Source organism: Deltaproteobacteria bacterium (assembly GCA_016709225.1).
Taxonomy (GTDB): Bacteria; Myxococcota_A; Polyangia; order Nannocystales; family Nannocystaceae; genus Xiheibacterium; species Xiheibacterium phototrophicum.
Window position 1 is genome coordinate 1,780,099 of the sequence record JADJEE010000002.1, and the last position, 26,250, is coordinate 1,806,348.

General features: G+C 71.5%; 22 protein-coding genes. 14 read left to right on the forward strand and 8 right to left on the reverse strand.

Going from position 1 to position 26,250, the window contains the following annotated elements; genetic code table 11:
- Positions 1 to 79: 79 nt before the first annotated feature.
- The 6 genes from IPH07_21550 to IPH07_21575 all read left to right on the forward strand — a co-directional run bounded on the left by IPH07_21550 (position 80) and on the right by IPH07_21575 (position 6,396).
- Positions 80 to 736, forward strand: a complete 657-nt coding sequence (locus IPH07_21550) for an RNA polymerase sigma factor (GenBank protein MBK6919998.1) — start codon at positions 80 to 82, stop codon at positions 734 to 736.
- Positions 733 to 1,731, forward strand: coding sequence for a hypothetical protein (locus tag IPH07_21555; GenBank protein MBK6919999.1), 999 nt, complete (start codon positions 733 to 735; stop codon positions 1,729 to 1,731). The genes IPH07_21550 and IPH07_21555 overlap by 4 nt, the downstream gene beginning before the upstream one ends.
- Positions 1,728 to 2,396, forward strand: coding sequence for a hypothetical protein (locus IPH07_21560; protein ID MBK6920000.1), 669 nt, complete (start codon positions 1,728 to 1,730; stop codon positions 2,394 to 2,396). Before IPH07_21555 ends, IPH07_21560 begins: the two co-directional genes overlap by 4 nt.
- Complete coding sequence (locus IPH07_21565; GenBank protein MBK6920001.1) at positions 2,393 to 3,553, forward strand: hypothetical protein; 1,161 nt, start codon at positions 2,393 to 2,395, stop codon at positions 3,551 to 3,553. Before IPH07_21560 ends, IPH07_21565 begins: the two co-directional genes overlap by 4 nt.
- Positions 3,554 to 3,654: 101 nt before the next feature.
- Positions 3,655 to 5,529 carry a hypothetical protein gene (locus IPH07_21570; protein MBK6920002.1) on the forward strand — a complete coding sequence of 625 codons (1,875 nt, stop codon included), beginning with the start codon at positions 3,655 to 3,657 and terminating at the stop codon, positions 5,527 to 5,529.
- 108 nt (positions 5,530 to 5,637) lie between these two features.
- Complete coding sequence (locus IPH07_21575; GenBank protein MBK6920003.1) at positions 5,638 to 6,396, forward strand: hypothetical protein; 759 nt, start codon at positions 5,638 to 5,640, stop codon at positions 6,394 to 6,396.
- 150 nt (positions 6,397 to 6,546) lie between these two features.
- On the opposite strand, the gene IPH07_21580 is transcribed toward IPH07_21575, so the two are convergent.
- A complete protein-coding gene (locus IPH07_21580) occupies positions 6,547 to 7,131 on the reverse strand; it encodes a hypothetical protein (protein MBK6920004.1) in 585 nt (194 codons plus the stop codon).
- On the opposite strand from IPH07_21580, the gene IPH07_21585 reads away from it, so the two are divergent.
- Together IPH07_21585 and IPH07_21590 are read left to right on the forward strand one after the other, a co-directional pair.
- Positions 7,121 to 7,810, forward strand: coding sequence for a hypothetical protein (locus IPH07_21585; protein ID MBK6920005.1), 690 nt, complete (start codon positions 7,121 to 7,123; stop codon positions 7,808 to 7,810). The genes IPH07_21580 and IPH07_21585 overlap by 11 nt on opposite strands.
- Before the next feature lie 47 nt (positions 7,811 to 7,857).
- Complete coding sequence (locus tag IPH07_21590; protein ID MBK6920006.1) at positions 7,858 to 9,153, forward strand: VCBS repeat-containing protein; 1,296 nt, start codon at positions 7,858 to 7,860, stop codon at positions 9,151 to 9,153.
- An 86-nt stretch (positions 9,154 to 9,239) separates the two neighbouring features.
- On the opposite strand, the gene IPH07_21595 is transcribed toward IPH07_21590, so the two are convergent.
- Together IPH07_21595 and IPH07_21600 are read right to left on the reverse strand one after the other, a co-directional pair.
- The gene (locus tag IPH07_21595) at positions 9,240 to 10,745 is read right to left on the reverse strand and encodes a peptidase M1 (GenBank protein MBK6920007.1); all 1,506 of its coding nucleotides are present in this window, start codon (positions 10,743 to 10,745) and stop codon (positions 9,240 to 9,242) included.
- A 206-nt stretch (positions 10,746 to 10,951) separates the two neighbouring features.
- Positions 10,952 to 11,926 (reverse strand): LysR family transcriptional regulator, encoded by a 975-nt coding sequence (locus tag IPH07_21600; protein ID MBK6920008.1) that lies wholly within the window; start codon positions 11,924 to 11,926, stop codon positions 10,952 to 10,954.
- Positions 11,927 to 12,016: 90 nt separating this feature from the next.
- On the opposite strand from IPH07_21600, the gene IPH07_21605 reads away from it, so the two are divergent.
- Positions 12,017 to 13,474 carry a catalase gene (locus tag IPH07_21605; protein ID MBK6920009.1) on the forward strand — a complete coding sequence of 486 codons (1,458 nt, stop codon included), beginning with the start codon at positions 12,017 to 12,019 and terminating at the stop codon, positions 13,472 to 13,474.
- Positions 13,475 to 13,487: 13 nt separating this feature from the next.
- On the opposite strand, the gene IPH07_21610 is transcribed toward IPH07_21605, so the two are convergent.
- Together IPH07_21610 and IPH07_21615 are read right to left on the reverse strand one after the other, a co-directional pair.
- Positions 13,488 to 14,282: a DUF2470 domain-containing protein gene (locus IPH07_21610; protein MBK6920010.1), complete on the reverse strand. Its 795-nt coding sequence runs from the start codon at positions 14,280 to 14,282 to the stop codon at positions 13,488 to 13,490.
- A 41-nt stretch (positions 14,283 to 14,323) separates the two neighbouring features.
- A complete protein-coding gene (locus IPH07_21615; protein ID MBK6920011.1) occupies positions 14,324 to 15,859 on the reverse strand; it encodes a hypothetical protein in 1,536 nt (511 codons plus the stop codon).
- A gap of 422 nt (positions 15,860 to 16,281) precedes the next feature.
- Between IPH07_21615 and IPH07_21620 the strand changes: the two genes are divergently transcribed.
- The gene (locus tag IPH07_21620) at positions 16,282 to 17,937 is read left to right on the forward strand and encodes an MBOAT family protein (GenBank protein MBK6920012.1); all 1,656 of its coding nucleotides are present in this window, start codon (positions 16,282 to 16,284) and stop codon (positions 17,935 to 17,937) included.
- A gap of 10 nt (positions 17,938 to 17,947) precedes the next feature.
- Entirely contained in the window at positions 17,948 to 19,591 is a 1,644-nt protein-coding gene (locus IPH07_21625; GenBank protein ID MBK6920013.1) for a hypothetical protein, read from the forward strand.
- Between the two features lie 27 nt (positions 19,592 to 19,618).
- Here the strand turns inward: IPH07_21625 and IPH07_21630 are convergent, their stop codons facing one another.
- The gene (locus tag IPH07_21630) at positions 19,619 to 20,680 is read right to left on the reverse strand and encodes a hypothetical protein (GenBank protein MBK6920014.1); all 1,062 of its coding nucleotides are present in this window, start codon (positions 20,678 to 20,680) and stop codon (positions 19,619 to 19,621) included.
- Positions 20,681 to 20,886: 206 nt separating this feature from the next.
- On the opposite strand from IPH07_21630, the gene IPH07_21635 reads away from it, so the two are divergent.
- Genes IPH07_21635 through IPH07_21645 form a run of 3 tightly spaced genes read left to right on the forward strand, consistent with a single transcriptional unit; the run spans position 20,887 to position 23,923 of the window.
- Complete coding sequence (locus IPH07_21635) at positions 20,887 to 21,882, forward strand: hypothetical protein (protein ID MBK6920015.1); 996 nt, start codon at positions 20,887 to 20,889, stop codon at positions 21,880 to 21,882.
- 44 nt (positions 21,883 to 21,926) lie between these two features.
- Positions 21,927 to 23,093 (forward strand): sigma-70 family RNA polymerase sigma factor, encoded by a 1,167-nt coding sequence (locus IPH07_21640; protein ID MBK6920016.1) that lies wholly within the window; start codon positions 21,927 to 21,929, stop codon positions 23,091 to 23,093.
- A gap of 50 nt (positions 23,094 to 23,143) precedes the next feature.
- Complete coding sequence (locus IPH07_21645; GenBank protein MBK6920017.1) at positions 23,144 to 23,923, forward strand: hypothetical protein; 780 nt, start codon at positions 23,144 to 23,146, stop codon at positions 23,921 to 23,923.
- Between the two features lie 13 nt (positions 23,924 to 23,936).
- Here IPH07_21645 and IPH07_21650 read toward each other — a convergent pair whose 3' ends face one another.
- Together IPH07_21650 and IPH07_21655 are read right to left on the reverse strand one after the other, a co-directional pair.
- The gene (locus tag IPH07_21650) at positions 23,937 to 24,578 is read right to left on the reverse strand and encodes a hypothetical protein (GenBank protein ID MBK6920018.1); all 642 of its coding nucleotides are present in this window, start codon (positions 24,576 to 24,578) and stop codon (positions 23,937 to 23,939) included.
- Between the two features lie 307 nt (positions 24,579 to 24,885).
- Positions 24,886 to 25,911 (reverse strand): FHA domain-containing protein, encoded by a 1,026-nt coding sequence (locus tag IPH07_21655; protein ID MBK6920019.1) that lies wholly within the window; start codon positions 25,909 to 25,911, stop codon positions 24,886 to 24,888.
- Positions 25,912 to 26,250: the final 339 nt, after the last annotated feature.

Sequence of the window (26,250 nt, forward strand, 5' to 3'; positions counted from 1 at the left end):
CCGGCCGCCGCCGCCGCAGCTGCGCCACGGGTGCGCTTGTAATGATCGGAGCCGTGCGGGCACCCTGCGTACGAGACCCATGAGCGGCCCGCACACCATCACGCCCCTGCCGGGCGCGCCGAACGCAGCGGGCACATCGACCGGCGTGCGCCCGGCCGACGGCGCCGCCGAGCTGGTGCAGCGGGCAAAGGCGGGCGATGGGCGCGCGTGGGCGCGGCTGTACCAACAGAGCTTCGATCGCGTCTTCCGCGACGTCGCGTACATGGTCGGGGCCTCGGCGCTCGCCGAGGAGATCGTGCAGGAGACCTTCGCAGCGGCGCTGACCGGCCTGCAGGGCTTCGACGGCCGCGCGAGCGTCGAGACGTGGCTGCGCGGCATCGCCCACAACCTCGTGCGCAGGCACTGGCGCACACAGGGCCGACGCGGGCGCGCGTACGAACGACTCGAGCACGTCACCCCGAGCGCGCTCGGGCACGCCCCCGACGATCCCGAGCAGCACCACCTGCAGGACCGCCGTGCACAGGTGCTGCGCGCGGTGCTCGAGGAGGTGCCGGTCTCGCTGCGCGAGGCGTTCCTGTTGATCGACGTGCAGGGGCTTTCGGCCGCCGACGCCGCCGGGCGACTTGGCGTCAGCGTCGGCAACGTCCGCGTGCGCGCGAGCCGGGCGCGCACGATCATCCGTGCCGAGCTCGAGCGGCTCGGTTGGCTCGACCCCAGCCCCGCGGGTGCGTCGTGAGCACGCTCGACCACGACGAGCAGCGGCTGCAGCCGTGGGCGCGCGCGCTGGCCAATGCGACCGAGCGAGACATCGCCCGCTTCGCGCCGGTGCCCGACCTCGCCGACGTGTTCGCACGCGCCCGCGCGCAGGATCCCGCAGCGGTGCCACCGGGCTGGGACGCCTTCGCGGACGAGGTCGACGACGACGACGTGATGCCGCTGTCGCGCATGCGTGCGATGCAGGCGGGCGGCGATCCGGGCGTGGCGAGCTTCGCCGCGGCGCTGCGCGGCGTGGTCGAACGCGACCTCCACGAGCGCGACTTGGCCGCGATTCCCCAGGCACCCGCGCTGCGACGACGACGACCAGCGGTGTGGGCCGCCGCAGGCGCGACCGTGCTCGCGATGGCGGCCGCGCTGGTGCTGTGGCTCGCCAGCCCCGCGGTCCTGCAATCGCCGCAGCTGCGCTCGCGCATCGACGGCGACACCGCCAGTCGCACACTGCAGCGCGACCGGGCCCGCGCAGAGTGGACGGCACGCCGCGCGGCTGCGCCGACGCCGAAGCGACCGACGCCCATCGTCGTGCCGCCACCGACCGAACAGCTCACGACGCCCGCGCCGACCCCGATGCCCACGGCTCGCCGGCCCGCCGACGATCTCGATGCGCTCGAGGCCGAGGCCGAGCGCGCATGGCAGGCCGGTGAGCTCGAGCTCGCCGAGCGGACCCTGCAGCGAATCGCCCGCAAGGCCGGACGCTCGCGGCGGGCCGAGCTGGCCTACGCCGATCTGTTCGCGCTCGCGCGCCAGCGCCGTGGGAGCGCCGGCCAGGTCGCAATGTGGAAGGCCTACCTCGCACGCTTTCCTCGCGGCGAGTTCGCCGATGACGCGCGCGCCGGCATCTGTCACCGCGCCAGCGACACCAACGCTGTGAGCGCGTGTTGGGCCGACTATCTCGTGCATCATCCCCGCGGCGCACACGTCTCGGAGGCGGAGCGCTGGCGCGCGACCCCACCATGACGTTCGACTCGGCTCGCCTCGCCTCACTCGCGCTCTCGCTGTCGTTGGGATGCGCGCTGCAGTACGTCGTGCCGCTCGACGACGACGCGATCTGCGAGCGACTCGAGGTCGTGTGCGGCGAGCGGTGCGTGGACCTCGAGCAGGATCGCAACCATTGCGGCGCCTGCGGAGTGGCCTGCAGCGACGATCAGCTGTGCGTCGAGGGCGAGTGCGTGGCTGCGTGCACGACCGGCACGACGGTGTGTGGCAACAGCTGTGTCTCGCTCGACGACGACCCCGCCAACTGCGGTGCGTGCGACCGCTGGTGCGACGGCGACGAGGTGTGCGAGGCCGGCTCGTGCGTGCGCACGTGCGACGAGTCCTGCGACGACGACGTGATGCTGTGCGTGGACGGTAGCTGCACCTGTGGCGTCGGCCTCGCGCCGTGCGGCTCGACCTGCGTGGACCTGCAGATCGACCCGAATCACTGCGGAGAGTGCGACCGTGGCTGCGGCGGAGATCTCTGCGGTGGCGGCGAGTGCATCACCAGCTGCGATGGCTTCCCCGACGCGTGCGACAAGGCCTGCACCGACGTGAGCTCGGACCCTCGCAACTGTGGCGCCTGCGACTACGAGTGTCACCCCGCGCAGGTCTGCGACGGCGGGCAGTGCAGGACCCCGGCATGAATGCGCTCGGCACCGTGCTCGCGCTGCACCTGGCAGCGGCGCCGGCGAGTCCGCCGACGATCACCGACGGCGACGCACCGAGCGCGGACCCTCCGGCCACCGCCGCGGACCCGCCGAGCAACGACATGCGCACGCGGCCGCTCGTGCTCGATGTGCACGGCATCGAGCTGACGCCCCTGCGAACCTCGCTGGCGCTGCGCCTGCCGCTGCGGCCGCTGCTCGCGATGCAAGCCGAGCGGCCGCCGGTGGCCGACTACGTCGTGGTCGAGCGGCACGACGATGCGGTCGTGTTCACGCTGATCACCGCCGAAGGTGCGGCGTTCGATCGCCGCATCACGCTCGCGCCCGGCGACGATCCGCTGCGGCCGACCGCGACCACGCTCGCCAACCTGACGTTTGCGATCGAGGCCGGCGAGGTGCAGCCCGATCGCGTCGATGTCGAGCAGCCGCCGCCACCGGAGCCCGCGCCCGCGCCCGCCCCCACGCCACCCGCGACGCCGCCGCCCGCCGCTGCGCCGCCGCCCGCCGACCCACCGCCGCGGCCGGCGTTCGTGCCGATCTGGGAGCTCGGGCCGAGCCTCGACGCCGCGGTGGTGATCGGCGCGGCCCCACGGGTGCAGGCCGATGCGCTGGCCGCCGGCGCCGGTCGGGTCGCGATCGTGGCGCGACATCGATCCGGGGCAGCGGTGACCGCCGGCGTCCGCATGGCCGGGCGGCGACACGGGCCCTCGGGGCTGTCGTTGCTACGCGCGCGCGTCGAGGTCGGCGCAGGTTGGGTGTGGCGGGCGCGGGCCTTCGAGCTCGCGCTGGGTGGCGCGCTCACGGTCGAGCCGTGGGCGTTGCGACGCGACGGTGCGCGAGCACCCCTGCAGCTCGGCGACGCCACGGCGCGTCGACGGCCGCTCGTCGGCGGTGCGCTGCAGATTTCACCCGGTCTGCGCATCGCGGCCGATCGGCAGGGCGACAGCTGGCTGCGAATCGGGCCGCGCATCGAGCTGGCCGGCTCGTTCGTGCCGGAGCACGGCGCACGCACGGTCGACGTCGCAGTGGCGTCGACCAACGGGACCGCGTCGGTTCTGCGCATGGGTGGACTCGAGGTGGTGCTGGGACTCGAGCTGGTCGCGTGGTTCGGACTCGGGTCGCGCCACGAACACTGAACGCAAGGGGCCCCGCGTGCGTGTGTTGGAACACGGGCGCCTGCTTGTGCACGCCCCCGCGCTTGAGCCTCGCACCCAAAGCGGGATAGCCTCCCGCGCGCATGCTCGTCAGCGTCTGCCTTGCACTCGCGATTGCAGCCCCCGCGCCTGCGACCGCGGCAGCCCCGGCTGGCCGCGACTACGAGGGTCCACGACAGGTCGTGCCCGAAGGCGGCGTCGCAATGCCGGAGGTCGTGGCGCCGGCGGGCGACGCGGGCACCACGACCGGCGCCGACGCAGGCACCACGACCGGTGCCGACGCGGGCACCACGACCGGCGCCGACGCGGGTACCACGACCGGCGCCGACGCGGGCACCACCACCGGTGCCGATGCGGGCACCACGACCGGTGCCGACGCGGGCGGCCTCATGCCGCCGACCGAGCCCGGCTACGTACCCAAGAAGAAGCGCCCAGTGCCGCGGGCACTCGCGACCATCGAGGGCTACGGCTACCCCGAAGACGAGATCGCGGTGGTCGGCAAGCGGCGCGTCAAGTTCACGCCCGGCTTCCAGGTCCGCAACCAGGTCGGCACCGTCACGCCGTTCACCCTCGATCGCTTCGGCCACCGCTACCGCGATCACGGCATGACCACCGGTCGCATCCGCTGGAACCCCACGCTGGCGATCGGCAAGAAGTTCAAGCTGGTCGGCATGCTCGACCTCGCCAACGGACGCTGGGCGCCCGATGGCAGCGACGACCCGGTCGTCGATCGCATCATCCAAGACGGTCAGCCGCCCGAGCGCACGAAGCTCCGCATCGTCGACCCCCGCGAGCTGTACCTCGAGTACCGCCTGAGCTTTGGTCTGCTGCGCCTGGGCCAGCAGGCGTTCACGTGGGGCCAGGGCATGCTGGCCAACAGCGGCAACTACGTCGATCGATTCGGCGACCTGCGCTTCGGCGACGACGGGCGCGGCGGCATCTACGAGCGCTTGCTGTTCGCGACCAAGCCGTTCCAGTACCGCGGCGGCAAGGTTCGTGACCTCGTGATCGGCGTCGGCGGCGACCTCGTGTTCCGCGACCAGCTGGTCGAGCTCACCAAGGGCGACCTCGCTGGCCAGGCGCTGCTGCTGCTGCGCTACGCCCCCGAGAAGAACCCTGGCAACCAGATCGGTGCCTACGCGGTCTACCGCAAGCAGAAGAAGGCCGACGATGGCGACGTGTACCCCCACGACGACACCACCGAGGTCGGTGTGGTCGACATCGAGGGCCAAGGCACGCGCTGGTTGTCGGACAAGCTGCAGCTCATCGGTGCATTCGAGACCGCGATCATCTTCGGGCGCTCGACCATCGCGCGCGACGAGAACGGCCCCCACAAGATCGTCCAGGGCGGCGGCGTCGCGCGCGGCTACATCGGCAAGCACGACAGCTGGTTGGTCGGCTTCGATGCCGGCTACGCCAGCGGCGATCCCAACCCCAGCGATCGCTTCATCAACAACTTCACGATGGACCCGGGCCACACCGTCGGGCTGGTGCTGTTCAACCAGGTCAACGCCTGGCGCAGCGCGCAGACCGAGATGCTCGCCACCGATGGGCAGCTCACCGGCGTGCCGCTCAACGGCACGCAGTACCTGCCCACGCGCGGCGGAGTCAGCAACGCGCTGTACATCCAGCCCAAGGCGCGCTGGGCCTTCCGCGAGCGCCTCGAGATCTGGGGCGGCCCGCTTTTGGCGGTCGCACCGGTGCCGATCATCGACCCGTACACCACACGCCTGAACGGCGGCGTGCCGACCAACAGCTCCGGTGGCGACGGCGGTAAGCGTTACTACGGCACCGAGCTCGACGTCGGCATCCGCGGGCGCGTGGACATCCGCAAGCTGTGGCTGATGGCGGGCCTGCAGGGTGGCGTGCTGTTGCCGGGCCCGGGCCTGGCGAACGCGGCCGGCAACCCGGACAAGCCCTCGGGCGCGGTGTGGTTCCGCACCGAGATCCGCTACTAGCGCGGCATCGATCCGCAGGGGTCGCACGCGCAGCGCTGCGCCGACGGATCGAAATCCCGCGACACGACACTGGGAGTCGGAGCCCCCCGCCCGTGGGGGAAATGACCCGTGCACCACTCGCCCCTGCTGGCCCCCTTTCTTCTCGGGTTCCTCGTCACGCTCGCCTGCAACACCGGCGGCAACACGTCGGCAGACGGCGACTCGGGCTCGACCTCGCCGTCGAGCCCGACCACCGCCGACACCACGGTCGCGGTCGAAACCACCACGGGCGACGTTCTGTGCATCCCCGGCTACGAGACGTGCCCGTGTGTCGACGGTGAGGTCTGCCTCGACGGCTTGACCTGCTACTCGGGCCTCTGCGTCCTCGTGCCCACCGACAGCGGCGACGACAGCAGCGGCGAAGGCACCACCGCCGCCGCCGAGAGCTCGTCGGGTGATGCACCGGGCGACTCCTCGGGTGGGGCCGGCGAGTCGAGCTCCGGCGGCGAGCCGTCCTGCTTCGAAGGCGACACCTACTGCGCCGCAGGCACGCAGACGTTCCAGGAGTGCATCGATGGCGAGTGGCTTCCATCGACCTGCGCCGAGTCGTGCCTGACCACCGGGCACACCGGCACCGACTGCGCGCCCGACCAACAGCGCTGCACCTGCGATGGGTTCGCCGATGCCGACTGCGAGCTCGACATGCAGGTGCTCTGCTACTGCTATTTCGACGACCTCGTCGGCACCCCGTGCACCGACGACCAGAGCGAAGAGTACTACCAGTGGTGCTACCAGGAGACCGACCCCGTGGTCGCGTGCTTCGGCTCGTACTACGACCCGGGCGGCGCAGGGCTCGACTGCGACGGCGCGATCGCGAACTGCCTCTGACGCGCGCGCAGCGAAGCGCGACCACGGCGGCGCGACGCGAGCACGCTGTCCGGATGCGGTCCATCGTGTCACCAAGGGCCTGTTGCACTGTGATGTAGCTCGCCAAAGCGTCCCTGTCGGGTTGCCCGGTCACCCACGCTCGGGCCACACTCATGGGGTGCAACGGCTGGTGATCATCGCGTCGCTGGGGCTGCTGGCGTGGCCGAGCTCGGCCCAGGCCGAGCCCCATGCGATCGCGAGCCCGACCGCACCGAGTGCGAGCCCACCCGCTGCGGCCGCACCACCGAGCGCGGTCGCTCCGACGCCACAGCCACCACCCGTCACGACGCCGCCCTCCGCGACGCCACCCGTCGCGACGCCGCCCGCCGCCGCGCCACCACCGGCCGATCCACCGCCGACCGCGACGCCTCCGACCGCCACGCCACCCGCGACCACGCCTCCGGCGACCACGCCTCCGGCGACCACGCCTCCGGCCACCACGCCGCCTCCGGCCACCACGCCTCCGGCCACCACACCACCGGCCGCCACGCCGCCCGCGACCACGCCGCCCGCGACCACGCCTCCGGCCGCCACGCCGCCCGCGACCACGCCTCCGGCCGCCACGCCGCCCGCGACCACGCCTCCGGCCGCCACGCCTCCGGCGTCGGAGGTCGCGCCGATGATGGCCGCGCCCGAGACGGCGACGGCACCGGCCGCACCGATCGACGACGCCGCATGGGCGGCGATGCGCGACAAGCCGGTGGTGCTCGAGCGCCGCGACGGCGAGCCCGTCCGCGGCAAGCTGATCGCGCACGAGGGCACGCATGCGGTCGTGCAGCAGCAAGACGGCAAGGTGGTATCGATCGCCAAGGCCGACGTCGCCTCGCTCGCGTCCGACGAACCCAAGGCGGCGACGCCGGCTCCGGCCGACGCGACGCCACCGGCCAAGCAGCCCGCCAAACCGACGTGGAAGTACCACAAGCTCGGGCTCTTCACCCTGCACGGCATCGGCTACACCCGCTGGCGCACGCCGACGCTGCGCGACGGTGGTGCCTCGTACAACCTCGATGCCGCGGTCGGCTTCAACTTCAGCGAGCGCTTCGGCGTATACGCGCTGGTCGGCGGTGCCGTCGGTGCGAACCTCGCGTCGAAGACCGTGAAGGGGCACTACGGCCACTTCGCGCTGAGCTTCCTCGCGCGACGCAAGTACATCGCGTTCATCCCCGGCATCGGCCTCGCGGTCGCGGGCCGTCGTGGCCCCGGTGACGGTGCGCTGCGCGAGACCGGCCTCGCGGTGCCGCTCAAGCTGATGGGCCTGATCCCGCTGCCCCAGGAGCTCACGCTCACCGTCGGCATCGGCTACGACCTCGCGATCCTGGCCCAGACCCGACCGCTGCAGTCGGTGTCGTTCCAGATCGGCGTGGCGAGGTTCTAGCGAGTCGCACGACACGGATCGCCATCGCGGCGACCATGGCGGGGGGCATGCGTAGGATCGCTGGCTCGGGTCTGCTGCTCGTTGGTTCGGTGTGGGGCTGCCAGCTGCCCGGCGGCGGCAACGGTGGCGACGATCCGTCGGCCACTGCGGCGACGAGCGACACCGACGGCTCGGGCCCATCGACGTCGCCCGACGTCGAGACCGAGGACGCCGGTAGCAGCTCGGGCGAGCCCGCCGGCGGAGGTGGCAGCGGCGGCGTGAGCCCGGGGGACGCGACGGTCATCCCGCTCGACCTCGACTTCACGCCGCTGTCGCTCGAGCTCGGCGACTTCGACGGCGACGGTCACGTCGATCTCCTCGTGACCGGCGTGCAGTCCACCGTCGTGCGCTCGGCGACGCTGCTCGGCTTCGGCGACGGCACCTTCGCGGCACCGCTCGACAACGGCCTGGTCGGCTGCAGCGCGTACCCGGTGGTCGGTCGCCTCTCCGACGATGCCCGCGACGACGTGTTGGTGGCCGGCTGCAACGGTCATCCCGTCACCGCGCTGGTCGCTGCGGCCAATGCAACGCTGTCGCCGTGGTCGATCTGGCCCGACGTCGACGCCATCGGCGTGCGCTCGAGCGTGATCGCCGACCTCGAGGGTGACGGCGATGGCGACGTGATGTCGGTTCGCGTCAATGACGACTTCATCGAGCACGTGCTCGCGATCGACCTGTTCGAGTCCAATGGTGGCACCGGCTTCTGGGCCGGCGGCACCATCTCGCTCGGCAACGTGGCACAGAGCGGCTTCGATCCGAACGCGCTCGTGGCCGGCCACTTCGACGACGACGTCGTGCTCGACGTCGCGCTGGTCGATCAGGGCCACGACGTCGTGCGGTTGATCGGTGGTCCGCCGCCCTCGGCGTTCGCGTTCCCGCTCGAGCTCGGGGTCGCACTCTCGCCGTGGGCCGCACTGGTGGGCGATCTCGACGACGACGGCCTCGACGAGATCGTCGTCACCAGCAACGACGAGGGTGCAGCGCAGGTGCAGCACGCCGTCGGTGGCGGCAACTTCGAGGGCGACGCGGTGCTCGATCTCGGCGGTGCATCGCCCTACGCCGCGACGCTCGGCGACGTCGACGGCGATGGCTCGCTCGACCTCGTCACCGTCGACGACGCGGTCGCGTCGGTGCACTGGTGGCCGGGCGATGGTGCGGGTGGCTTCGGCGCGCCGGCGCAACGCAGCCTGCCGTCGCCGGCGATCCGTGTCCACACCGCCGACCTCGACGAGGACGGCCAGCACGACATCATCGCCGCGACCTACGACGACGAGTCGATCACGCTGCTGCTGTCCGGGGGCTGACGCTCGTCGAGCACCGCGCTGCCGTGAGCCCACCGCGACGCGCCGCCACCCGATGCGGGGTGACGACGCTCCAGTCGGCGACGTCTTCAGCCCGCGCAGAGGCTGCCGACGTCGACCGGGCACTCGACCTGCCGCAGCCATGCGTCCGCCAGGGCGTCGATCGCCGCGGCGTCGCCGTAGTCATGCAGGTGATCGATCATGTCCTGCATGCGCGCGGCCTGGCCGACGTGGTCGGCGTAGAACTCCGCGAGCGCGGTGTCGAGCTGGTCCTCGCCGATGAGCTCGGCCACGCCGCGGTAGAACCACGCGCCCTTCATGTACGGCGCGTACGACCACAGGTCGTCGTTGAGGATGTCGATGCCGTTGCAGGTCGAGTCGGGCAGCACGACCGGGTTCACGCCACCGTCGCACACGCTGACGAGGCCGCACTCGTAGTCGGGCCACAGATCCACGCCCGACTCGGCGAGGCCGCGCGCGGCCAGGTAGGTCGCAGTGCCCTCGGACAACACGAAGTCCTCCCAGCAGGCGATGCGCACGCCGTCGCCGTACCAGCCGTGCGCGGCCTCGTGGGCGTGCACGTCCTCGCGGTCCATCGAGCCGCTCGAGACATGCCAGTACGGATGGTGCTCCATGCCACCGTAGTCGCCGCCACCCCAGTCGGCCGACACCGTGCCGACGTGATCACCAAAGCTGTAGTCGCCGTAGGTCTGCTCGTAGAAGTCGAACACGGCGCTCAGGTGCTGCGAGCCGATGGTCGCGTCGGCTTGGCCGCCGGGTAGGTACCAGGTCGAGACCGCGGTGCCGTTGGTGGTCGGATCGAGCACCAGCTCGGTGAATGCCGCGACCGCGACCGCAGGCTGATACGACGGCGCATCGCCGGGGATCGACGCGGGATAGATCGCAGTCTGATCGCCTGCGAAGCCGGTGACGTTCATCGTGAACTGCACGCCGTCGGACGGATCCGACTTGCACGGGAAGAGGTTGCCGCAGAAGTACGGCCACAGGAACGTCACCTGCGAGGTCGGGTCCCAGCCATCGAAGCTGCCGTCGACCGATGCGAACGTGTAGCTGACGACGAAGGTGAAGTCGCCACCGCTGGGGATGCCGAGATCGAGCTGGCCGTCGTGGACGTCGAACATCACGTCGCCCAGATCGCTGGTGACGCTGTCGATGGTGAGGCCGCCGATCTCGAGCGACGCGCCGGTGGAGTCGGCCGAGCCGGCGATGGTGATGGTCGCGACGCCCGACAGCGCCCCGAGGTCGAGCTGCAGGTCGGTGGTGAGGATGTCGCGCGTCCAGTCCTCGCTGGGCGGCGGCAGATCGATGACGCCCGTCGAGCTCGAGCCCGCGCTGGTGTCGGCATCGGTGTCGGTGCTGGTGCCGCTGGTCGGGCCCTGCGAGCTGCTCGAGTCCGAGGTGGGGTTGCCGGTCGAGGTCTCGGCGCTGCTGGCCGAGACCGTGGTCGCGCTCGAGTCGCTGTCGTTGCCGGTCGAGCTCGAGGGATCGGTGTCGGTTCCGTCGCCGCCACCATCGCTGGTGCAGCCAGCGACGAGTCCGGCGCCAAGGCATAGGTTGCGAAGTGCATGTCTCATGTCGTGTGTTCTCCTGCCGTAGCGACGGGCGATGGCCCGCCGCCCCCTGTCGTTCCGCTTCATGCACTTCGGTTGACGATCCAGCACGACCAAGCGTCGCGTTTACGTACTCGACGCATCATCGCTGCAACCGCGGTATCGATCGGCACGTCGCCATGCCCGACTGATCGCGTCGACGCGTTGCGGTGTGGCGCGCACGCCACGGTTCACGCCGTCGGCGCGCGGGCATCGGCGGGGTATGCGTCACGCATCGTCGCCGCCAGGCTCCGCAGCGCTGCGGCCAGCGGAGATCGCGGGCGCCACACCAGCGCCAGCGTCCGCTTGGGGACCGGCGCCTCGAAGCTACGGATCTCGAGCGCAGCGCGGCGACGTTCGGTCGCCACCGCGAGCATCGGCAGCAGGGTGACCCCCGCGCCACCGGCGACCATCTGCGCCAGCGTGCCGAGGCTGGTCGCACGAAACTCGAGCTCGTGGGCCCGCGCCCGCGCGCAGAACGCGAGCGCTTGGGTGCGGAAGCAGTGGCCCTCGTCGAGTAGCAGTACGTCGGCGTCGCGCAGCTGGGTCGCCTTGACCGGCGCGCTGCGTCGCGCGAGCACGTGCCCGCTCGGCATCGCGAGCACGAACGGATCACGGGCGATGACCTCGTGATCGAGCTCGCCGACGTCGGCCTCGAGCGCGAGCACGGCCGCATCGAGCTTGCCGGCCTGCAGCAACGACACCAGCACGTCGGTCTTGTCCTCGACCCACAGCGCCCTGAGCCGCGGATGCCGACGTCGAAGCCGGGTCGACAGCGGCGGCAGCAGGTACGGCGAGACGGTCGGGATCACGCCGAGCCGCAAGGTCGCCGCCAGCGGATCGCCGGCCTGACGCGCGAGCACGGCGAGATCGTCGCTCGCGGCCAGCAGCGCGCGTGCGCGCGTCAACAGCTCTGCGCCCGCGGGGGTCACCAGCACGCGTCGGCGGTCGCGCTCGAACAACCGCACACCCAGCGCATCCTCGAGCTGCGCGATCTGTGCGCTGAGGCTGGGCTGCGCCACGCGACAGAGCTGCGCCGCCGCCCGGAAGCTGAGCGCGTCGGCGACCGCGACCGCGTACTGCAGCTGCCGCAGCGTGAACGGCAGCGGCGCCCCCGTCACGACGAGCGCCCTCCCACGCGCATCACCACGGCGCGCCTCGAGCATCGACCCCGGCTCCCACTCATAGTCAATGCCTATCACAGATGTCGTTTCGTTGTCTTGGACCAATCACGACCACGGCGGCAGGCTAGCCCCATGACCGACGGCAAGACCGACCGCAAGACCCTCACGACCGCCGCGGGCGCCCCCGTGGCCGACAACCAACACTCGATGACGGCCGGACCGCGCGGCCCGGTGCTGTTGCAGGACGTGTGGCTGCTCGAGAAGCTGGCGCACTTCGACCGCGAGGTCATCCCCGAGCGCCGCATGCACGCCAAGGGCTCGGGTGCCTACGGCAGCTTCACCGTCACCAAGGACATCACCCGCTACACCCGCGCCAAGCTGTTCGCCGAGGTCGGCAAGCGCACCGAGGTGTTCGTGCGCTTCTCGACCGTGGCGGGTGAGCGCGGGGCCGCCGACGCCGAGCGAGACATCCGCGGCGCCGCGATCAAGTTCTACACCGAGGAGGGCAACTGGGACCTGGTCGGCAACAACACCCCGGTGTTCTTCCTGCGCGACCCGCTGAAGTTCCCCGACCTGAACCACGCGGTGAAGCGCGACCCTCGGACCAACCTCCGCAGCGCGAAGAACAACTGGGACTACTGGACGCTGCTGCCCGAGGCGCTGCACCAGATCACGATCACGATGAGCGATCGCGGCATCCCGGCCAGCTATCGCCACATGCACCTGTTCGGCAGCCACACCTTCAGCTTCATCAACGCGCAGATGGAGCGTCACTGGGTGAAGTTCCACTTCCACACGCAGCAGGGCATCCGCAACCTCACCGACGCCGAGGCCGAGGCCATCATCGGCAAGGACCGCGAGAGCCATCAGCGCGATCTCTTCGACGCCATCGACCGCGGTGAGCACCCGCGCTGGACCATGTACGTGCAGATCATGTCCGAGGCCGACGCCGCCAAGACCCCCTACAACCCGTTCGACCTCACGAAGGTGTGGCCGCATGCCGACTACCCGCTGCACGAGGTCGGCGTGCTCGAGCTCGATCGCAACCCTGCCAACTACTTCGCCGAGGTCGAGCAAGCCGCGTTCAACCCCGCCAACGTGGTGCCGGGCATCGGCTTCTCACCCGACAAGATGCTGCAGGGGCGGCTGTTCTCGTACGGCGACGCGCAGCGCTACCGGCTCGGCGTGAACCACGGACAGATCCCCGTCAACGCCCCGCGCTGTCCGTTCCACAGCTACCACCGCGACGGCGCGATGCGGGTCGATGGCAACGCCGGTGCGACCCTGGGCTACGAGCCGAACTCGCAGGGGCAGTGGCGCGAGCAGCCCGACTTCCGCGAGCCGCCGCTGCCGCTGCACGGCGCCGCCGGCCACTTCGATCATCGTGACGACGACGACGACTTCTACTCACAGCCGCGCGCGCTGTTCGAGCGCATGAGTCCGGCGCAGCGGCAGCTGCTGTTCGACAACACCGCGCGGGCACTCGGCGACGCGCCCGAGCCGATCAAGCGCCGTCACGTGGCCAACTGCACCAAGGCCGATCCGGCCTACGGCGCCGGCGTCGCGGCGGCGCTGGGGCTCGCGGTCTGAGGTCCGTCGTCGCTCACGCCAGCGCGGCGCGGGCTTCGTGCAACATCGCCACCAGCACGCGCCGCGCATCGGCGGGCGTGGCGATGGGCGCGGCGAAGCCGATGCGGATCGGCCGCGGCCCCTCGGGGGTCTGCGCCGAGAGTTCGAAGCCGTAGCGATCGATGCCGGTCATGGTGGCGACCGTGACCGCGGTGCCCTTCGAGAACGCGCGGCAGTACAGCGGCAGCGCGTCGGCGTGGTCGTCGTTCATGTGCCGGACGATGCCGACGGCGTGGGGCCCGAGCGGGTCGGGCACGGCGGCAAGCCAGTCGCCGGCGTCAACCCACGACATGCGGCCGTAGCCGCCGATGTAGCGCACGCCGGTGACCTCGAGTCGCCAGTAGCCGAAGTCCGCGAAGTCGGCGTAGTAGGACGCGTTGGGGTGTTGCTCGAGGTAGGCCGCCGCAGCCGCGGCCCGATCGCTGGCCGGGCGGCACTCGCCGAGCAGCGTGACGCGACCGTTGGCGAGCGGATCGACGGCCTCGCCGGCGCTCACGAGCAGCGAGGCCCGCGGATCGCCGCGGAGGTTCTTGGTGTGCTCGGCGAGCTCGCTGATGAGGAACACCGGGTGGCCGCGATCGAACGCGACCGTCACGAACGAGCCGTAGGGGTGCCCGGCGGGATCCTGCGCGAGCGTGCACAGCGTGCCGGTCTTGCACTGCGCCGCGAGGGTGCGCGCGCGCTCGGCGTGGCTGGGCGTCGGCACCGACTCGTCGTACAGCGGCGCGAGTCGGGTGCTGGGCGGTGAGGCGTGCGCGTCGTTGCTCATGCGAGGCCGCACCATCGCACGATCCCGCGGCGCGTGGGCCGTCACTGCTCGAAGCAGTACAGCGAGACCGCCGTGCCGCAGCCGATCGCACCCGAGTCGGACCACGTGCTGGTGTTCTGCACGTTGCCGACCCCGGCCGAGCCGGCGGCGGTGGTGGTCCAGTTGGCGCAGGTGCCGTTGAACATCTGCAGCGCGCCGGCGGCGGTGGTGGCGGTCGCGACCCACGTCGAGGGCACGTCGGCGAGCACGCCGAGCTCGGTGGTGTCGATCGCGTGCGCGAGGTGCCCGTCGACGAGATCGTTCCAGTCGTTCGCCACCAACGTGCCGTCGACGAGGGTGTACGGGCCGTCGGAGTGGCTCAGACGCGCGGCTGCGGTGCTGCTGCCGTCGCTCAGCCATGCGCGCCAGCTGCCGCCGAGGCCAGCATCGTCGGCGGCGTCCTGGCACAGCGCGTCACCGCCGTCGACACCGCCGAAGTTGGCCGCGAAGTGGCCGGAGCTCACGAACACCCGCAGCGGCGGCGTGCCCGAGCAGCCGCTGGTGTCGAGTGTGCACGTCGGCGAGCAAACCACCAGGCCATCGGGCAGGCCGACCTCGCCCAGGCAGGTGTGGCCGAACGCGTTGCCGTCGCAGTCCTCGCCGGCATCGACGACCCCGTCGCCGCAGCCCGAGCCGCTGCAGCCGCTGGTGTCGAAGCTGCAGTCGGCCCCGCACGACAGCGCGCCGCCGAAGAAGCCCTGCGACGCGCATGTGGCCCCGCCCAGATCGGCGCCCTCGCAGGCCTCGTTGCCCGCGATCTCGCCATCGCCACAGCTGCCGCAGCTCGAGGTGTCGTAGGTGCATGCAGCGGTGCAGCCGAGCTCGCCACCGTTCCAACCCAGGCTGTCGCAGGTCGCGTTGCTTTCGCTGCCGTCGCAGGCCTCACCGGCCTCGAGCACGCCGTTGCCACACTGCGTGCAGCCGGCGAGGTCGAAGCTGCAGCCGTCGCCGCACGCGAGCGTGCCACCGTCGTAGCCGAGCGAGGCACAGCTCGCGGTCCCGAGGATGCCGGGCTCGCACGACTCGGGCGCGGTGACGATGCCGTCGCCGCAAGCCGAGCACGCGGCGAAGTCGAGGGTGCACCATGCCGTGCAGTGCAGCGGCTCGGACGCGTCACCGAGCCCGACCTCGTCGCAGCTGTCGGCGGCGGCGAAGACCTCACCGTCGCAGGGTTCGTCGCCGTCGATGACCCCGTTGCCGCACGTGATGCACGCACCGACGTCCACGCTGCAGTCCGCCGCGCACGCCAGCACACCGCCGCCGAAGCCCATTGCGGTGCAGTCCTGGCCGCCGAGGTCGTCGCCGTCGCACGCTTCCTCGCCCTCCATCACGTCGTTGCCGCACACCGCTCCGCTCGGCACGCCGGTGCTCTCGGAGCCGTCGCTGCCCTCGGCGCCGGTGGTCGTCGCGGGTGCGCCGCTGTCGTCGGCCACGGGATCGCCGGTCCCCGACGAGCCGTCGGGCCCAGCCGTGGTCGCGTCGTCGTCGGTCACCACGATCGCGCGGCCGGGATCGAAGCACGCGGCGCTGGCGAGCACGAGACCGAGCGCGGCGGCGCGGAGCCGGGGCCAGATCCGGGGCCGGATCCGAGGGTGGATCCGAGGGTGGATTTGGGGGCGGATCCGAGGGCGGATCCGAAGGCGGATCCGAGCGGGGAGCACGGGCACGGCGTGGGGCATCGGAGGGCTTCCGCCGCGACGCGGGAGCAACGCGTGCGACGATCTCGGAGACAGCCCGGGGGACGATTCGATCACGGACCCGAGCTGGAGCCCCGCGATCCCGCGGCGCGAAGCCCGTGAGTTCGCCCGCACGCGCGCCCTCGGCACGCCGGGCCCGCGGGAAGCCAGGGCGGGCGCTCGCACGTCGGCAGCGGCCAAAGGGCGGCTTTTCTCGCGTCGGCGATCGGTCGCGGTTAGGTTTGGCCGCCACCCCCCCGACGCGACGGCTTCAGCGGCCCGCGATGCTGTTCCCGACCTTCGACTTCCTGATCTTCGCGATGCCCGTGCTGCTCGCAGCGTGGGCGCTGTCGCATCGGCCGAAGGCACGCACCCTGCTGCTGCTGGCGGCGAGCTTGTTCTTCTATGTCGGCGGACCCAAGACCGATCCCCCGCCGACGCCCTGGTACTACGTCGGGCTGCTGGTCTTCTCGACCCTGCTCGACTACGCGTGCGGGCTCGGCATCGCCGCCCAAGATGCGCGCCGCGGTCGCGGCGACCAGGACGAGGCCCGCACCCGACGCGGCAAGAACATCATCCTCGGCATCTCGCTGGTCGGCAACCTGGGCCTGCTCGGGTACTTCAAGTACACCGACTTCTTCCTACGCACCGCGACCGACGTCGCGGGTGCGCTGGGCATCGAGTGGGCCGCGCCTTCGCTGCGCCTGTTGCTGCCGGTCGGCATCTCCTTCTATACGTTCCAGAGCCTCAGCTACACCATCGACGTGTGGCGCGGTCGGCTGACGCCCGAGCGCTCGCTGGTGAAGTTCGCGATGTTCGTGACCTTCTTCCCGCAGCTGGTCGCAGGGCCGATCGTGCGCGCCGACGAGTTCCTGCCCCAGCTCCACCGCGCGCCCCACCTCACGGCCGCGCGCATGGAGGAGGGCCTCTTCCGCATCGGCAAGGGCCTCATCAAGAAGGTCATCCTCGGCGACTGGATCGCTGCACAGCTGACCGATGCGATCTTCGCCTCGCCCGAGCACTACACCTCGGCCGAGCTGATGCTGGCGCTCTACGCCTTCACGCTGCAGCTGTACGCCGACTTCTCGGGCTACTCGGACATCGCGATCGGCGTGGCACGGCTGCTCGGCTACGACATGCCGGAGAACTTCGATCGTCCGTACCAGGCCAAGAACCTCGGCGAGTTCTGGCGACGATGGCACATGACGCTGTCGACCTGGCTGCGCGACTATCTGTTCTTCCCGCTCGGCGGCAGCAAGGGCTCGGCGGCGCGCACCTACTTCAACCTGTGGCTGACGATGTTCCTGGTCGGGATGTGGCACTACAGCCAGGGCACCAGCTGGAACTTCGTCATCTACGCCAACCTCCACGCCGGCGCGATCCTCTTCAACCGCTGGAACCGCATCCGCGTGCGCACCGGCTCGCCGGTCGCCGATCTCGCGCGCTGGAGCCCTGCCGTGCTCGCGCTGGGTGGGCTGATCGCGGGGCTCACCCACGCCGTGCTCGACATCCCGTGGCCGATGGCGGCCGGCGTCGGTGGCTTTGCGATCGCGATGTTCCTGGTGGTCGCGTGGCTGCCCGAGCGCAGCACGCTGGGCAACGCCGCGCTGCACGTGCTGCTGACCTTCCACTTCACCGTGCTCTCGCGCGTGTTCTTCCGCGCCGAGAGCTTCGACGTCGCCAAGCGCATGTGTCAGGGCCTGCTGGCGTTCGACGGCCACGGCATCCGCCCGGGCCTCATCACGCCGCAGCTCGGGGCCCTGCTGTTGTTCGGCTGCGCATACCACTTCACGCCCAAGCGCTGGGTCGACACCTACGGCTTCCTGATCGTGCGGCGCACGCCCGGCGTGGTGCTGGGGCTCGCGTTCGCGGCGCTGTGCCTGGGGCTGATGCTGCTCATGGAAGGCGAGCCGCGGGCCTTCATCTACTTCAACTTCTGACACGACGCCGATGCCGAACGATCCCACCTCCGTGCACGACCAGGGCCCCGCCGGGTTGCTCGATGGCGACGATCGCCGCGTCGACGTGGTGTTGACGGGTGACGACGATGGCGGGCGCAACGCACCGCGTGGCACCTTCACCAAGGTCGGCAGCGGGATGGCCACCGTCGTGCTCGCGATCGCGGCGACCTACGTGGTGCCCGATCTCTCGTTCGCACGGCCGTGGACCTCGCCGACGCCACCGGCGGGCCTCGAGTTCCTCGCCGGCGAGCGCGACGATGCGGTGCCGTTCTGGAACCTGCTCGGGCGCGAGTTCATGGGCGAGGCCGCGGCCGAGGCCGCCGCGCAGGAGCACACCGACGAGGCGGTCGCGATTGCCGAGGCCGAGCTGGCGGTCGACGACGCCGATCTGGCACCGATCGCCGATCGCGAGGTCGTCACGCCGGCCGGCGATCGCCTACCGCCGTACCGCCCCCACCCGGACGACGCCGAGACGCCCGAGCAGCCGCTCGAGCTGCCGAACCCGGAGGCGCTCGATCGCTACTTCGCCGCGCTCGCGCGCACCGATGCCGGCTACGCCGGTGCGGTGACGCGCGCTGTGCAGTGGGGCGACTCGGCGATCGCGGCCGACCACGTGACCTCGACGCTGCGCGCAAAGCTGCAGCAACGCTTCGGCGACGCCGGCCACGGCTTCCACCTGCTGGCCAAGGCCAACACCAGCTACATCCACAAGGGCGTGTCGTTCAAGGGCGGCGAGGACTGGTCGCGCTGCTACATCATCAACAACTGCAAGGGCGACGGCCTCTACGGCCTCGGCGGCACCACGGTGTGGTCGGCCGGCGGTGCGACCTCGCGGTTCGAGACCTCCGACAGCACGCCCAACGGCCGCAAGGCCAGCAAGCTCGAGCTGTGGTACCGCGCCGAGCCCAAGGGCGGCGACGTGCGCGTGCGGGTCGACAAGGGCGAGCCGACCATCGTCTCGACGGCGTCCGAGACCGCCGCCGACGCGTGGCACACGATCGAAGTACCCGACGACGCCCACGAGTTCGAGGTGCGCGCCGCCGGTGGTGGCAAGGTCCGCCTCTACGGTGTGGTGATCGAACGCGACGGTCCCGGCGTGGTGTGGGACGGTATGGAGCAGCTCGGCGCGTTCACCAGCCGCATGCTGAACTTCGAGCCCACCCACCTGCGCGATCAGGTCGCCCACCGCGGCGCGCAGCTGGTGGTGTTGATGTTCGGCGGCAACGACCTGCTGCTGCCCGAGCACCGGCTCGACGGCTACCGCAACGACTTCCGCACCGTGCTGCAGCGGCTACGCGCCCAGGACGATCCGCCGGCGTGCCTGGTGATCTCGCCGGTCGACCACGGCATCCGCGAGGCCCAGCGCATCATCAGCAACCCGATGGTCGCGAAGATCACCGCCATCCAGCGCGAGGTCGCCGTCGAGGAGGGCTGCGCCTTCTTCGACAGCCAGGCCGCGATGGGCGGCGAGGGGGCCGTGGCCCGCTGGCGTCGCACCAACCCGCCGCTCATCTCGGGCGACCTCGCCCACCTCACCGACGCGGGACAGAAGGTGATCGGGCACATGATCTACGTCGCGCTGCTGCAGCGCTACGTCGAGTACCGCCGCCGCACCGACGTGGTGGGCGATTGAAGCCGCGCGGGGGCAGCTCGACGCGGGTCAGCGCCCGGCGCCCCGCGGACGGGGGGGCCAACGCGGATCGGCACGCAGCACCGCCAGGTCTTCGTCCGCCTGCATGGTCGCGAGATCGTCGAGCCCATGGTCGAGCGCGAACTGCAGTCGTTCGAACGCGGCCTCGACCGCGCCTGCGCGCGCGTGGCAGCACGCATGGTTGTACGCGTCGACCGGCGTCGGTTCGGTGATCTCGGCGTACGCCGCCGCACACGACGCGAAGTCACCGGCACGGTACGCCGCCAATGCGCGCTCGAGCGCGGGATTCATGGCCGGTGCCTGCGCGCGTGCAGTCGTGCGGTCGGGCGCGATCGCCGGTGGTGCTGCGCTGACTCGACCCACGCCATACCATCCGTCGTAGTTGCCGTCCTTCGATGGCGCGAGATGGATCCCCGCCTCCGCGGATGCCACCCGCACCTCACCGACGCCGCAGTGCGACGCATCTCCATCGACGCAGGTCCATGCCGACCCGCCGTCGTAGCGGGCGTCGAGCGAAACCACCTCGACGCCGGCGGTGACCAAGAACCCGGCCATCCAACCGCGTCCAGGAAAGTCGGGAAGCTCCCCCCGTGCCCCGTGCAGGTTGCCGACCAGCGCGACGATGGCAGCGTCGGGTCGCTGCTTGCGCAATGCGGCGAGGTTCTCGGCCATCCGCCGGTCGCGCTGCTCGGCGGACTCGAATCGATCGGTGTCGAAGCCGACGACATCGACCGCCGCGTCGTGGCTGCGCACGCGATCGAGCAGCCCGAGCATCGCCACGCTGCGCCGACCGTCTTGGTACTCGGCGGCCCAGAATGGCTGCGCGAGCAGCTCGCCTTGCGCCGCGTCGCCGCCGTCACTGGCGAGATATCGCGTGAGTGCAGCCGTGTCGCTCTCGGGCACCTCGAGCGCCAAGACAACGTTGCCGCGGCCGGCCAACTCGGTCACGACGTCGCCGACGAAGGCCGGGAGTTCGCGCGTACCGTGCATCTCACCGAAGACCACGACGGCACCCCGCTCGAGCGGAGGCAGAATCGCCGCAGCTGCCGACGGCGCGGCAGGTGGACGCATGCTGGCGTCATGACCGGAGCGGGCACACGCGGCGACGAGAAGCGTCGTTGCGACGATGAGGCGGACTTCCATGCGGCACGACAACGTCGGGCGCAGCACGGTCATATCGGCCCCCTCGCCCAGAACGCGACCGCATCGCGCGTCGCGCGAAGGCCTCGAAAGTCGACGCGCCGCACGCATGCTCGTGTACGATCGACGTCACGCGCGTGACGCTCGTGGCCGACTCGTTGGTACTCGCGATGTTCGTCACCGCATCGCATGCGCATGCCGAGCCGGCAGAGGGTCCGTCGATCTCCTGGGTCGCCCCGGCCGCGTGCCCCGGGGTCGAGCGCCTGCGCGGTGCGATCGAGCGCCGGCTCGGGCGTCCGCTCGCCGATGACGAGCTGCGGCTCTCGGGTGTGGTGGCCAACGACCTCGACGCGTGGTCGGTGACGCTCCAGCTCGCGACGGGCGATCGCACCAGCACCCGCACGCTCGCCGCGGCCGACTGCAGCGCGCTCACCGAGGCCGCGGCACTGATCGCGGCGGTGTCGCTCGACGCAGTGCAGGCGGCAACCATGCTCGAGCAGGTCGCGCCAGCGGCTGCGTCGCCCTCGACATCCATCGCCCCGCGTGACGTGTCGGCACCGGTGGCCCCGCGCGCCGCGACACTCGACGACGACGACCCGCCGCGGCAGCGCCGGACGCCGACGATCTCACTCGCGTTCGCCGGCGGTGTGGGCGTCGGCGCGACCCCGGCGGTGGCCGCCGCCGTGGTGGTGCAGACCGGTGCGTGGTGGCGTCGAGGCGGCCTCGCGCTCGGTGGTCACTGGCTGTCGCCGCGGACGGCCGCGGTTGCCGGCGGCTCCGTCACGGTGCAGCTGGGCACCGCAGATCTGCGCGGCTGCGGTCGCTTCACCCGTGGCGCCATCGACGTGCCGCTGTGCGCGGGCGTCGAGCTGGGCGCGATGCGGGGCCGCGGCAGCGCCGCGCCGTCGTCTCGGACGCGGGTGGGGCTGTGGCTCGGTGCCCTCGCGAGCCTCGAGCTCTGGGGGCGCGTCCATCGCAACCTCGACCTCGGGATCGCTGCCACCGCCAGCGTCCCGCTGCAGCGACCGTCGTTCCAGCTACGGAGCCCGGGCCCCGCGGTGGCCGTGTTCGCGCCGGCACCGGTGGTCGCGCGGGTGGTGGCGGGAATTCGCGTGATGTTCGGCCGGCGGTGACGGAACACCGCCCGAGCCGGAGAGGACTAGGATGATGGTCCAAGGTGCCCGACTTCGAGCACTTCTACCGTGAGCACGTCGCCTTCGTGTGGGCGGCGGCGCGACGCTTCGGCGTCGAGCCGGCGCTGCTCGATGATGTCGTGCAAGAGGTCTTCCTCACCGCGCATCGGCGGCGGCACGAGCTCGACTGGGAGAGCTCGCCGCGCGGATGGCTGTGGGCGGTCACGCGCAGGGTCGCGTTCCGCCACCGTCGCACTGCGGCCCGCACCGCGAGGCGCCACGAGCTGTTGCGCAGCCACGCCGCGCAGCCCCACGAGCCGCAGCGCGATCACGACGCGGCGCGGGCGCTCGAGCGCATGCTCGCGGGGCTGGAGTCGACGCAGCGCGAGACCTTCGTGATGTCGGAGCTGCTGGGCATGAGCGGCCCCGAGATCGCGGCGCGCCACCGCGTGTCGGTCAACACGGTCTACTCGCGGCTACGACTGGCACGCACGGCGCTCGAGCGTGCGGCGAGCGATGAGCTGCCGAGAATGGTGGCCTCGGCGCGGGCCCACGACCGTCCCGGCGATGCCGACGAGCGACGCATGTGGGCCGCGATGGCGCCGATGCTGGGGCACGCCGCGGTGGCCGCGGGCACCGGGGTCGGTGCGGGCACGTCATGGCTGATCGCCGCGGTCGCTGCGGCGGCCGCGATCGCGATCGGGCTGCACGCGCCGAGCGGCCGCGATGCGGCGACGACCCCGGCCGAGGCCGTCCTGCCGCTCGCGCCCGCCCTCGACCCCACGGCGCCCGAGCCCGCGACGCTCCCCCGCGTGATGCCGCCACCGCCCGAGCCGAGCGCCACGCCGCAGGCGGCCGTACGACCCACGCCACGCCCCCGCGAACCACAGCGCGCCGCCGCGATCGAGGCCGCGACCGCAGCGGCGGCGCAGGACCAGCCGCCCGAGCCCGCGCACGACCTCGCGGCCGAGCTCGCACTGATCGACGAGGCCACCGCCGCGCTCGCGCGCAGCGACCCCGAGGCCGCACTCGCCGCGCTCGACCGCCATCGCAGCGCATTCCGCCACGGCCAGCTCGCCGACGTCCGCGACAGCACCCTGGTCGCAGCGCTGTGCGCCGCCGGTCGCACGGAGGATGCGCGGGCACAGGACCAACGGCTTCGACGCGGCAGCAGCTCGGTGGCGACCGCCCGTCGCGCCCCATGCTGGTGAATCGTCGAAGCCGGGTGACGGATCGACGACCGCCCGGAGAGGACTCGGACATGATGATGAACGCGCGTTGGATGGTGTGTCTGGTGTGGGGTGGATTCGCGACCGGCGGCTGTGTGCTGGCCAAGGACATCGGCGGCAACCCGGGCGACGAGAGCTCGGGCGGCCAGGCCAGCTCGAGCGAAGGCGGCAGCGCCGAGGCGAGCAGCAGCAGCGGCGGCGCACAGGTGTGCCCGCAGTCGGAGGACTTCACCTGCAGCAGCCCGCTTCCGTGCGACGGCGTCGTCGAGTGCGGCACGTTCGGCTCGGGCCTGGACGCGCAGGGTTGCCCGCGTCCCCGCTGCGGCGACGCCAACCCCTGCGACGACGGCATGGTCTGCGTCCGCCTCGGAGACATCGGCAGCTGCAGCTCGAGCTCGACCTTCTGCGAGGACAACGAGCTCGGTGAGTGCAGCTGCGGCGGCACCGACGATTGCAACGCCGACGTCTCGATCTGCATGCCACCGGAGGTCGCCTTCCCGCAGGCGTGCGCGATCCTCACCGACGAGGCCAGCTGTCTGGCCGCTGGCTGTACCGCGTGGGTCGCGACCGCATCACCCGAGTGGAACGGCGACGCATGCCTGTGCGAGGGCACCGGCGGCACCTGTGTGTGGTTCCCCGACGGCGAGCCCGAGCACGCCGGCGACCAGATCTACCTCACCGTCTTCGAGGAGCGCCCGCGCTTCTTCTTCGATGCCTGGGTGACGCCACCGTACGGGTGGATCACGTGCGCCGACGGCGTCAATGACGTCGAGGAGTGTCAGTGCAACGACACGCCACCCATCTGCATCTGAAGGCGCCGTGCGACTACGAAGCGCTCGACGACCACGCGGGACCGCTCGGGCTCTCGTCGTAGCGGAAGTGGGTATCGAACGCCTTGCTCAAGGTCCCGACGGTCTCCTTGGTGCTGCTCGCACGCGTGGCATCGACGGCGCCCTTCCACACCGATGACGGCACCGGGAGCTGCAGGGCGGCGGTCTCGATGTCTCCGATCTGGGTACCGAGGTCGCTGCCGAGCGCCGCACCGAGGAACGTATCGGTGACCTTCATGCCGAGTCCGTAGGCCAGCGCGGCCTCGCGGTCGCGCGCCGTCTCGACCGCCTTCACCACTGCGAGCGAGCGCAGGTGCTCCATCGCTTCGTCCTTGCCCGGCCGCGGCGGCAGCTGCACGCCGAGCCGCGTGGCCGCGGCACTGGCCTGCGCGTGAGATGCGTCGGCCTCGCCATCGGAGCCGAGCAACGCGAACACGCAGGCCATGCCGAACTTGCGCCCCGCGGCGTACGCGATCTCGGCGTCCGTCAGCGCCGCCACCGGTGCGGGTGAGGCGGTCGGGACCGTCGACGAGGGCGCAGGCGCCGGATCGGAGAGGCCGAGCTTCTCCTGCAGCGCATCGCAGCCGGGCAGCAATAGGAGGATCGCGAGGGTGAGCGAGGGGATTCGCAGCGGCATCTCGGACTTCAAGACGGGCGGCCTGCCCACCTGATCACGAACGGCGCGCGATCCCCTTCGGGGCTGGGCGAACCGCCCGGTGGTTCGCCCAAGCGCTGCGCAGTTCGCCTCGATGATCCCCCGACGCTCGCCGCCGAAGCACCGAGATCGCGGGCTCCGACCCATGTGGCACGTCGCATGCTCCTACGCAGCCCGAGCCGAGAGCCGTGTCGTCGTCCCGATTCTCCAAGGCGACGAAAAACCTCACCCCTGCCGCAAGCACGTGGCCGTGGGCATCGGGGCGGCGACACCGTTCTCGGCCATCTCGTCACACCGCATCGACGCGGATGCGGGTCTGGCCGACGAGCAGCTCGGCGCCGTAGGGCACCACGTCGCCCGAGCGCAGGCGCAGCCAGGTGCCCGCGGCGGCACCGAGGTCCTCGAGGGTCGCGCCGCGCTCCTGCTTCACGATGCGGCAGTGCAGCTCGCCGAGGTACGGATCATCGGGGAACTGCACGTGGCCCTCGCTCTGGCCGAACGAGACCTCGGCGTCGTCGATGGGGTAGCTGGCCGCGTTGTCGTCGACGGAGAGCATCACGTCGACGCGACCCCAGTAGCCGGGATCGGGGCTGCCGAGGGTCGGAGCGCGGCCGCTGCCGCCATCCCTGCGACGGGCGGTGTAGCGGATGAGCTGCTCGCCGAGCCGGAAGTGATCGCCCGAGCGCAGCGTGGCGTGGCCGTACACGCGGACGAACACGCCGTTGGTGGAGTCGAAGTCGTCGACCACCACGCCGTCGGGTCGGAAGCACAGCGCACCGTGCTCGGCGTCGACGTAGGGATCGTCGGCGAACGGCGACGTCGCCGAGCGACCCAACACCCACGAGCCCCCCACGCCGTGCTGGTAGCTGGCACCCGGCTCGCCATCGATCAGATAGCGCCCGAGGATCGTGATGCACGCGGCGGTCGCAACACCACCGGCGACCGACGCCTCGCCGGCGGGCACCATCATCATCGCCTGCGGCGTCGGGGCCGGGGTGTGCACCGGCAGCCGGGTGCGCGGCTGGGTGTTGCCGCGATCGGGGTGCAGCAGCACGGGACGCTCGACCACCTGCGTGCCCGTGGCTGCGGGCTCGCGCGCGACCGGGTGCGCGACCACCTGCGTGCCCTCGGGCGCCGCGATGCCATCGGGCGTGCGCAGCAGCTGCTGCGCGACCTTGGCGGTGCTGGTGATCGGCATCGGCTGCCGCGGCACGTGGGTCGCCGCCACGGTCTGCTCACGGTGCGTCGGCGGCAACGCGTCGACGTCGAGATCGAGTCGACCTTCGATCACCTCGCGCACGACCTCGTCGACCATGTCGATGACGGAGGTCGAATGCCCTACCGGGGCCACGGGGGCCGGATTCGAGGAGACCGTGGTAGCGGTCGACTCGACCCCGGGACCCCGGTAGGACGATTCGGAAGTGAACATGCGCGTGGGACCGTCGCCGTCCGGCTCGTCGTGCACGAGCTCGGCGAGGCGGAGGTGCGAAGGGGCGGCGGGCGCAACGAGATCGATTGGTTCTGAGGCGCGCACGGCGACGGTCCGGTCCATGTCCCCATGACAAGAGCAACCCGTGTGCCCCCCGAAAACGCGAGCAAGCACGGGCGAGGTGGTACGACCTGGGATCACCCGGCCCGCCGGGATTGCCCAAGT